The organism is Virgibacillus sp. W0430, from assembly GCF_051846935.1.
In the GTDB taxonomy this organism is placed as follows: domain Bacteria; phylum Bacillota; class Bacilli; order Bacillales; family Amphibacillaceae; genus JBPYCR01.
Genome location: NZ_JBPYCS010000027.1, coordinates 26,181 through 34,652 on the forward strand (window position 1 = coordinate 26,181; position 8,472 = coordinate 34,652).

Annotated in this window: 12 protein-coding genes and 1 pseudogene; 9 read left to right on the forward strand and 4 right to left on the reverse strand. The window is 33.3% G+C overall.

Features of this window, described 5'->3' with window-relative positions; all coding sequences use genetic code 11:
• Nucleotides 1–8: 8 nt before the first annotated feature.
• From comGC to ACLIBH_RS12025, 6 genes are all read left to right on the forward strand, one after another.
• Nucleotides 9–323 carry a competence type IV pilus major pilin ComGC gene (gene comGC, locus ACLIBH_RS12000; protein ID WP_439316945.1) on the forward strand — a complete coding sequence of 105 codons (315 nt, stop codon included), beginning with the start codon at nucleotides 9–11 and terminating at the stop codon, nucleotides 321–323.
• Nucleotides 316–744 (forward strand): competence type IV pilus minor pilin ComGD, encoded by a 429-nt coding sequence (comGD, locus tag ACLIBH_RS12005; RefSeq protein WP_439316946.1) that lies wholly within the window; start codon nucleotides 316–318, stop codon nucleotides 742–744. Before comGC ends, comGD begins: the two co-directional genes overlap by 8 nt.
• Nucleotides 734–1,075 carry a prepilin-type N-terminal cleavage/methylation domain-containing protein gene (locus ACLIBH_RS12010; protein WP_439316958.1) on the forward strand — a complete coding sequence of 114 codons (342 nt, stop codon included), beginning with the start codon at nucleotides 734–736 and terminating at the stop codon, nucleotides 1,073–1,075. Before comGD ends, ACLIBH_RS12010 begins: the two co-directional genes overlap by 11 nt.
• On the forward strand, nucleotides 1,050–1,472 hold the full coding sequence (locus ACLIBH_RS12015; protein ID WP_439316947.1) for a competence type IV pilus minor pilin ComGF: 423 nt from the start codon (nucleotides 1,050–1,052) through the stop codon (nucleotides 1,470–1,472). The genes ACLIBH_RS12010 and ACLIBH_RS12015 overlap by 26 nt, the downstream gene beginning before the upstream one ends.
• Nucleotides 1,444–1,833, forward strand: a complete 390-nt coding sequence (locus tag ACLIBH_RS12020) for a hypothetical protein (RefSeq protein WP_439316948.1) — start codon at nucleotides 1,444–1,446, stop codon at nucleotides 1,831–1,833. Before ACLIBH_RS12015 ends, ACLIBH_RS12020 begins: the two co-directional genes overlap by 29 nt.
• A 228-nt stretch (nucleotides 1,834–2,061) precedes the next feature.
• Nucleotides 2,062–2,304, forward strand: a complete 243-nt coding sequence (locus ACLIBH_RS12025) for a DUF2626 domain-containing protein (protein WP_439316949.1) — start codon at nucleotides 2,062–2,064, stop codon at nucleotides 2,302–2,304.
• A gap of 73 nt (nucleotides 2,305–2,377) precedes the next feature.
• Here the strand turns inward: ACLIBH_RS12025 and ACLIBH_RS12030 are convergent, their stop codons facing one another.
• Nucleotides 2,378–3,007, reverse strand: a complete 630-nt coding sequence (locus ACLIBH_RS12030) for an MBL fold metallo-hydrolase (RefSeq protein WP_439316950.1) — start codon at nucleotides 3,005–3,007, stop codon at nucleotides 2,378–2,380.
• A gap of 158 nt (nucleotides 3,008–3,165) precedes the next feature.
• Here ACLIBH_RS12030 and ACLIBH_RS12035 point away from each other — a divergent pair, with 158 nt between their 5' ends.
• The gene (locus ACLIBH_RS12035) at nucleotides 3,166–3,345 is read left to right on the forward strand and encodes a DUF2759 family protein (protein ID WP_439316951.1); all 180 of its coding nucleotides are present in this window, start codon (nucleotides 3,166–3,168) and stop codon (nucleotides 3,343–3,345) included.
• Between the two features lie 293 nt (nucleotides 3,346–3,638).
• On the opposite strand, the gene ACLIBH_RS12040 is transcribed toward ACLIBH_RS12035, so the two are convergent.
• Both ACLIBH_RS12040 and ACLIBH_RS12045 read right to left on the reverse strand, forming a co-directional pair.
• Nucleotides 3,639–5,531, reverse strand: a complete 1,893-nt coding sequence (locus ACLIBH_RS12040; protein WP_439316952.1) for an LTA synthase family protein — start codon at nucleotides 5,529–5,531, stop codon at nucleotides 3,639–3,641.
• An 80-nt stretch (nucleotides 5,532–5,611) separates the two neighbouring features.
• Nucleotides 5,612–5,803, reverse strand: a complete 192-nt coding sequence (locus ACLIBH_RS12045; protein ID WP_439316953.1) for a YqgQ family protein — start codon at nucleotides 5,801–5,803, stop codon at nucleotides 5,612–5,614.
• 112 nt (nucleotides 5,804–5,915) lie between these two features.
• Between ACLIBH_RS12045 and ACLIBH_RS12050 the strand changes: the two genes are divergently transcribed.
• Nucleotides 5,916–6,779, forward strand: a complete 864-nt coding sequence (locus ACLIBH_RS12050) for a hypothetical protein (RefSeq protein ID WP_439316954.1) — start codon at nucleotides 5,916–5,918, stop codon at nucleotides 6,777–6,779.
• A gap of 111 nt (nucleotides 6,780–6,890) precedes the next feature.
• Nucleotides 6,891–7,253, forward strand: a pseudogene (locus tag ACLIBH_RS12055) (transposase); the annotation flags it as partial.
• 238 nt (nucleotides 7,254–7,491) lie between these two features.
• Here ACLIBH_RS12055 and ACLIBH_RS12060 read toward each other — a convergent pair.
• Nucleotides 7,492–8,472, reverse strand: a 981-nt coding sequence (locus ACLIBH_RS12060; protein WP_439316955.1) for a rhomboid family intramembrane serine protease, incomplete at its 5' end; no start/stop codon positions are given.

An 8,472-nucleotide genomic window follows, 5' to 3' on the forward strand; every position in this document is an offset into this window, starting at 1 on the left:
AGATATGTATGTTTAAAAATAATCGAGGATTTACTTTAATAGAAATGCTCATAGTACTGCTAGTCATTACCGTATTAATTGTGCTCCTTATTCCAAATTTAAGCAACAAAACAGAAGAAGTTCATTCAAAAGGCTGCGATGCCCTAGCTGCTACGGTACAAGCACAAGTGGATGCGTTTTATTTGGAAGAAAACAACTATCCAGCTACTTTAGAAGAGCTTGAATCCGCCTCCTATATAACAGCTGAACAAAAAACTTGCCAAAATAACAAAGCTTTACAATATAACGCTAACACTGGTGAAATAAGTATACCAAATGACTAATCGATCCGGATTCACGCTCGTTGAAATGCTCTTTGTGCTTACCATTCTGCTTCTAATCCTATCAACTAGTGTCCCTATTGTAACTTCAGCAATAAACAAACAACAAGTAAAGCAATTTGTCAATGTATTTCAATCGGATTTACTTTATTTACAAAACCAATCAACAGGTAATAAAGATGATATTCGCTTAATATTTAAAGATGATCATTATTTCGTTAAAAACTATAATACGAAACGTACTCTTTTTCAGCGAAGCTATACGAAAAACATGGCCATTGATACGCGTACAATAAACTATATTGCCTTTAACGATAAAGGTACTTTGAAATATCCTGGAGTCATTTATATCAAAACAGATTATAAAGACTATCGACTCGTTTTCCCTTTAGGTAAAGGAAGGAATTATATTGATGAACAATAAAGGATTTACTTTATCTGAAGTTTTAATTGCTTTTTCCCTTATCCTAATTGTAATTGCGACAGTAATACCCATTTCATCTCTTTTGAAATCAGAACAGAAAATACTAAAAGATCGACGGGCAATCGTCTTTCTATTGCATGATGAGCTTCAACCTTATTTGTGGAACAGTACAACTGATTTACCGATTACTTATATAAAAACGATAAACAATAATAAAATACATGTTCATTTTAATCATGTTAGTGAAAATACGATTAAAGGATGTGCTGTATGGGAAAATGCGAAACAAAAGGAAGAACGTTTCTGTGTACACGGGTATCCAGAAAAATGAATTAGGATTTACTCTAATCCATTATCTGTTTCTATTAACAATACTTACAATATCACTACCGCTGCTCAGTTCTCTCCTGCAATCTATGCCAGATGATTCTACTACGGACGAATTATCGATCCGTGCCTTCACTCACTTTATTCGCGACGATGTCATTCGCGCAATTGATTTTGAAGTAAATTCCGATGTTCTCACATTGTATTTATATGACGGGAAACGGGCAACAGTTTCAAAATATAACAATGTCGTCCGTCGCCAAGTAAATGGAGAAGGCCATGAAGTGTATCTAATAGGGGTAAAAGATATTTCTTTTGTTCCTCACTCCGAAGGGTTTTACATGCAAGTAGTCTCTGAACAAGGGGATAAATATGAAAAATCAATTCAATTTTATCAATAAAGAAGCAGGCTTTTATTTACCTTTTGTACTCTTTATCATAACAATTTGCTTTATTATTCTTACAGCAAGTATTAATATGTATAAAAATGAAATTGAAGTAACACATAAGCAATTGGAGCAAATTAAAGTAGAAACATTATTTCAAATTAGCAGAACAAAGCTTAAAAATGAAATCAAAGAAAATAAATTTAAACATACAAATCAAATTACGTATCAGCTTCAAGATGGTTTCGTAACAATAACGTTTATGCCAATTGAAGAAAATTCCTACCAAATGCACTTTACTATCCTTACAAATAAAAATACGTACTATGAATTGACAAATAGACTTAACATGAAAACGATGGAGCAGAATAATTAGGCTAGAAATGCAAAAGCTTAATTATGTATGATTTTATACAGTAGAAGATCGTGAACGGATAAAGTATGCAACAAGTATGTTTTTAAACGATTACAAAAGAGATTATACTTTTAATAAAAACTTGTATATTTACTTGATTCAATCTAAAATAGAACATACATTTACATTATGCTAATACTGGTCTATAATAATAATGTAAAAAGGTTCCCGAAAAGGAGGGGAAAAAGCATGGATCGTATGTTTCGTGTGCTTGCCTTTTGGACAGGAATATTTACAATTATGTTTTATGTAGGAGATATGCAAAAAACAGCATTAATATTCTTAGTTCAAACGGCTTTTTTCCTAACACTCAGCTATTTAAAACTATCAGAACGAATGTATATGTATTTGTTCGGAGCTTACCTAACTGTATTTCTTGTTGGGTTTACTTGGTACACAGAGTTTATTCTTGTACCGGGATTTGGTCATTAAACAAAAACCTACTGCTTACATTTAATGTAAACAGTAGGTTTTTGTAATTCCTTTCCACCTAAATGAGCCAGCATTATAATCGTATATACGGATTGTTATTTTTTTCTTCTATTATCGTAGTTTTAACACCATGACCTGGATAGACAATAAAATCACTTGGCAAAGAAAACAAGTGCGCTTTAATGCTCTGCATTAAAACATCATAACTTCCTTCCGGTAAATCCGTTCGTCCGACTCCATGGTGAAACAACACATCACCGCTAACAATAAAACCTTCATCATAAAATAAAAACCCAACACTACCTGGTGAGTGACCAGGAATATGTACAACTTCAAACGAAAATGAACCAATATCATAACGACCTGATACGAATAAATGCTCCGGGTTTTCTGTTCGAATAGCACCCAGCTCACCGCCGTATATAAATGAACGATTTAATTCTGGATTTTGAAGCCAGTCTTTTTCTTGCTCATGCAAATAAACATCCACTTCATAATGATGGCGAAGCTTGTCAACACCTCCAATATGATCAAAATGAGCATGTGTTAATAAGATCGCCTTCGGTTGAATGTTTTTTTCCTCAAGAAACTGGATAATCTTATTCGGACTACCTCCTGGATCGATAATGAGGCCTTCTGATTGCTTATATACTATATAACAATTTGTACCTAATGGTCCTAATGAAAATGATTGAATATTCATATTACCCTCCATTTATTTCATCCGTAATAGATTGTTCATAATTAAACGCTTATATTTCTCGACATTTAGGGGAAAATACTATAAAATAATGAGTAAATGCTTAGTTACATAATAATATAAATGTAATTGTTATATCAAATAAGGAGGATATAATTAACATGATACTGGCAATTATACTATTAGTCGTTACACTTTTAGCGGTTGTATCTGTCATCCGCCAATTAAAATTTAAAAACATATTTGCACTTGGGTTTTCTGCAGTTGCTGCACTAAGCTTTGGGTTTTTCTCAATTATGACGATTCTTTGTGAATTAACAACTGCTTCCATTTGTCAATAAATTACAATAAAGCTGTTCTTAGAAGAATTTTATTCTCTAGAACAGCTTTAATTGTTTGGGCATCCGGTAAATATTGTAGAAGAAATTCTCTACCATTTCCGCTCATGGAATTTACGCGCTTTCCGTGGGCGAATGGTGAGTCTCCTCGTGCTACTCACTGTGGGCTCTCACCGATTGCTTTCCGCTGGAGTCTCGCATCTTCCATTCGCTCATGTTAGAGATCCTTCCAAATTTTCCACACATAAAACCAATTGTTAAATGGACACTTATTGGTACTCCGTTTCGCCTTATTATTACTGTTTGTTAAAGTCAATAAAACGAAACAAGTCTCCATAAATAATTTCATCCGAATAAGCAAGTTCTGTTTCTACCTTTTCCTTGATTGACTGACAAGATGTATCTTGATTTGATTCGCTTTCGATTTGTAGAACTTCGCCCGTCAAACGCTCATAACAAATACCGCTAGCAGAAATAAATTCCTCACTTACAAAATCACCATTTCTAAAAGCGATAAATCCTTTACGATCATCGTGAAATAAATCATTACCAAAGTAAATGTCATTACTTGTATCAATGCCTAGCATGTGTAGGATAGTTGGCTTCAAATCAATTTGACCCGCAATTTTTGAAATGACCTTTCCATTATTATGCCCAGGAATATGAATAAATAATGGTACACGTTGTAATTGCACATAATCGTATGGGGTTATCTCCTCTACTTCCAAAAATCTACTCATTGCTTTATTATGATTTGCACTTATTCCATCATGATCACCCATAATAAATATAATTGAGTTCTCATAAATCGACGTCTGTTTCAGCATAGTAAAAAACTGTTCAATTGCCTCATCTGTATAACGCACCGTTGGAAAGTAATTGTTAAGCGTATTTGAATTTGAATCATATGGCTCAATGGAACGATCTTTTGCATTAAGTTCAAATGGAAAATGATTCGTTAACGTAATAAACTTTGTATAAAAGGGTTGTTCCATAGCTTGTAAATATTCCATAGACTGTTCAAAAAAAGGTTTGTCTTTCAAGCCCCAACCAACAGAGTTGTCTTCCGTAATTTCATAAGCGTCTTTTCCATAAAACTGATCAATGGATAAATTTGTATAAATCTGATCTCTATTCCAAAAGCTCGTATTATTTGCGTGAAATACCGCGGAATAATAGCCTTTTTCTTTTAGCATTTCTGGCATCGCATGGTATTCATTCTCACCATGCGTGAAAAACACAGCCCCTCTAGACGAAGGATACAATGAATTTTCTGTCAAAAACTCTGAATCGGATGTTTTTCCTTGCTGTGTTTGATGATAAAAGTTCTCAAAATAATACGTATCTTTATCGTTAACTAATTGATTTAAAAAAGGTGTTATTTCCTCCCCATTGACATCATTTTGAATAACAAAGGACTGGATAGACTCTGCCGAGATAAAAATCACATTACGCCCTTTTGCTACACCTAGCAGCTCGGACTGTTCGCCACTTCTAATTTCTTCAGCAATGTATTTTTTAATTTCTTGCAAATTATTTCCATCCGCTAAAACGCGTTGAGACTTAACTTTTGATTGCACGGCAGCGTCGTACATATGGTAATAAAACAACCCTATGTTTTTCACTAAATACTCTCGGTCAAATGCTCTTGTAAATAATTGCGGACGTTCCATTTCCGCTAGAAGAAAGTTTCCCGACAATAACAACAATGAAATTGATAAAACAAACGCCCTTTTTCTTTTAGGATAAGATACAGTATATTCATATATATCCATCTTTTTAGATAAATACCATATGCATGCTACATCTGCAAAAAATAATACATCATACAGCTTAACTAAACTCAACACACTCGTCCCTAGGTCTGCTGCATTACTCGTTTGAAAAAGCTGTGGGATCGTTAAAAAGTCCGTAAACGATCGATAAAATACGAGATTAAAATAAATAACTAACGTGCCAATTAAAGCAGCATAGCGAATAAAAGTAATTTGCCACGATTTATTTCGAAACCAAATCGTTAATGAAAAGAAAACAATGGAAGTAACGAACGGGTTTATTAATAAAATTAATTCTTGTAACACATTATCCAATTCAATATTAAACATAAATCGATAAACAATATATGTTTTCACACCGAACAATAGACTTGCAATAATAAATAATGGTATCTTCTTTCCCTTAAGTACCATTTTCCTTTCCTCCTATTGCAAAAAATATACTATTAAGTTATTTACCCTTCCGTTTTTTTGTGAAACATCTTGTATTAAATTTAATTTTTTACGTGTTTATCACTTCTTAAAATTCGAATAGCAACCTGATAGTCATGCAAAGGAATAACTTTTGATCTATAAAGTGCAGCCAGCTCAATTTCCATTAAATCTAGATCTCCTGTTCGATCCCCAGTATAAATAAATATCCCATACCTTTTTAGGAACTGTTGTACATCAAAAACTGTCTTCATAAATATCACCAACATACTAAAAAATTGTAATTGCTTCTTTGTTACAAACATATCTCGTGCATTATGATCATAGTAATAAACTAAGACATGCCCTTAAAGGAATGAATAAAACATGAAAAGCTATAAAGCGTTTTTTATTATCGTAACTCCTGCATTTGTCACCTTTATTTTTTTAATTATTGCTGACTCTAAATCCACAACAACGATCAATTACTTCCCCATTGATCGCAATGCAACTTTTGAATTTGCATATACAACAATACAGTTGAATGCGTATGATCATAAAGGATATGAAATTCTTTGGACGAGCAATTCAAAAACCGATCAAACGCAATACTTACGACAAGATATTTCAATGCTATACAGTAATGGAGCTTTAAAAGGTATACTTAGTAAATGGAAAGAAAAAACAGATCATATTTATATGCAAATGACCTTTTCAGATCGTGGTGAAAATGTATTAGATGCTATTAGTTATCACCATGGTGAAATTCATCACTCAAATAACAAAATAACGAGTATACATACGATGTCTAACTATATATTATATATTACAAAACAAAGGAAAAGCAATGTTTCGGCTTTTGTCTTACCGAGTAACGCAAGAGAGCACGACCAAAAACAATTAATCGATTTGCAAAAGGCGAATCAGTTATCGATGCATTGGAGTTCATTAATAAATAACTTTTCAATTGACATACATAAGTACACCTCTGTGCCCTTTACTGACTTATATGTTTACGATAATGAACCCCTTCCAGACCTCTCAAGTACTCAGACAGAAAAAATAATAGGACAATTATGGGAAGGTATGTATAAAAATTATGTAATTCCAGCTTTAGAGAAAAAAAACGATTCGAAACAATTTATCAATTACATTCCATTAATACTATTTTCTAAAGATAATACGCACTTACTCGTTCTTTTTGAGCTAAATGGGAAAAAAGAAAAGTTAATACAGCGGTATTCTTTTTAAACAGTATATTCGAATGTAGTCTTTTTACAATCATCTAGGTTATTTTTACCTTGAAGAGGTACGATACTTTTTAGTACTATCTTTCTATTCTTTCCTAATTTTGAGGCTCGCGATCAGGCTCCGCCAAAAAACGAGACCTTGAATTACACAAGCCCCAAGGAATGTATCAATTGTCCATTGTCTACTGAAGGCATTTGTCAAAAAGAATTTAAGGTGAAGATCACCAAAGATCTTCGAAGATATACAGCTCGAGCTCAGGCATTAAAATCTTGGCAAATTATCTATAATCGACGTACAGCCGTTGAACGAATTAATGCGTATCTTAAAGAGTTCTTTCAATTAAACAATGTTCGGTACAGAACAGGTGAACGAGCAAAACTTCATTTTGATATAGTCACCTTAATGAACAATGCATCTAAAATAGCAGTTGATCGAATGAATACAGCGTTCAACCAAGAAACAGAAGTTGCATAGCTACACTCACTCGTCTGTGTGGAATCCGGATCCACGCAGACTCCTGCAAGTAAAGCAACAGCCAAAAATCCTTTTTAAAAGTTTCGGAAAAATTTTTTAAAATTAGTGGTGGCGTTGCCTGCGAAAGCGGAGTAGATCCGGATGGAACACAGCAGACACCATTTTAGCTTTAAATTTTTAAGTGGATTTTAAAATTTGTTCTTTTGTGATTTTTTCAAATGGCAATTATGAAATTGACTCAATTAACAGCGCTTCCTACTAATATGAATGCTACTACAAGTATTATATAAATGACTAATGCAGCTACTTGCACAGGAAGTCGCTTTTTTAATGGTAAGTGACAGATTCCTGCGGCAATAAAGCCAAAGATTAATCCGCCAATGTGTGCACCCATATCAATTTGGGGAACAAGGATGCCAAATATGAGGTTTAGTGCTAATATTAATAGTACGTTTTTCCCCATCGTTTGAAAAAATATTTTTTTATATACTACTCCAAAAAATAGCAACGCTCCAAACAGGCCGAACAAGGCCCCTGATGCCCCTGCTGATACATTTGTTGTTACAATGAAGCTCGCCAACCCCCCGCCAATACCAGCTAAAAAGTAGATAAAAATAAAACGAAATGAACCGTATATGCGCTCTACGATTGTACCTAAATAGTAAACAGCGATCATGTTCATAACTAAGTGAAGCAAACCAATATGCAAAAACATCGATGTTACGATACGCCACCATTCTCCATCCATAATTGCTTGGTTAAACTTAGCTCCAAAACGAATTAAATTATGTACATTCATACTTCCACCACTTATTTCAAGCATAAGAAATAGAAGTACATTTAATATAATTAATCCGTAAGTTAATCTTGGTTTTCCATACGTAAATATGTTTTCTAATTCTTTCTTATTTTTATATATTTGATCGACAAACTGATGTTTCGTGTCTAACACCTTTTTCTGTTGGCTTTCTGGCGACGGGAAGTCATAAATAATGTTAATAGAAGCATTGCTGTCATTTATAAATCTCTGCTGTTCATCTTTAAAATTATTAGTATCTATGTAATACACTTTCATTTTCAAAGCGCGTTTTTCTTTTAACTGTAATGGTTTTTTTAATATTTCCCAGTCGTCTACCGGTGGTAAGGAAGAAAAGTATATATTGAAAATTTCTATATTTTTACTTTGGAGCTGTTTATTTATAGACTTGGTTTTCGAAAA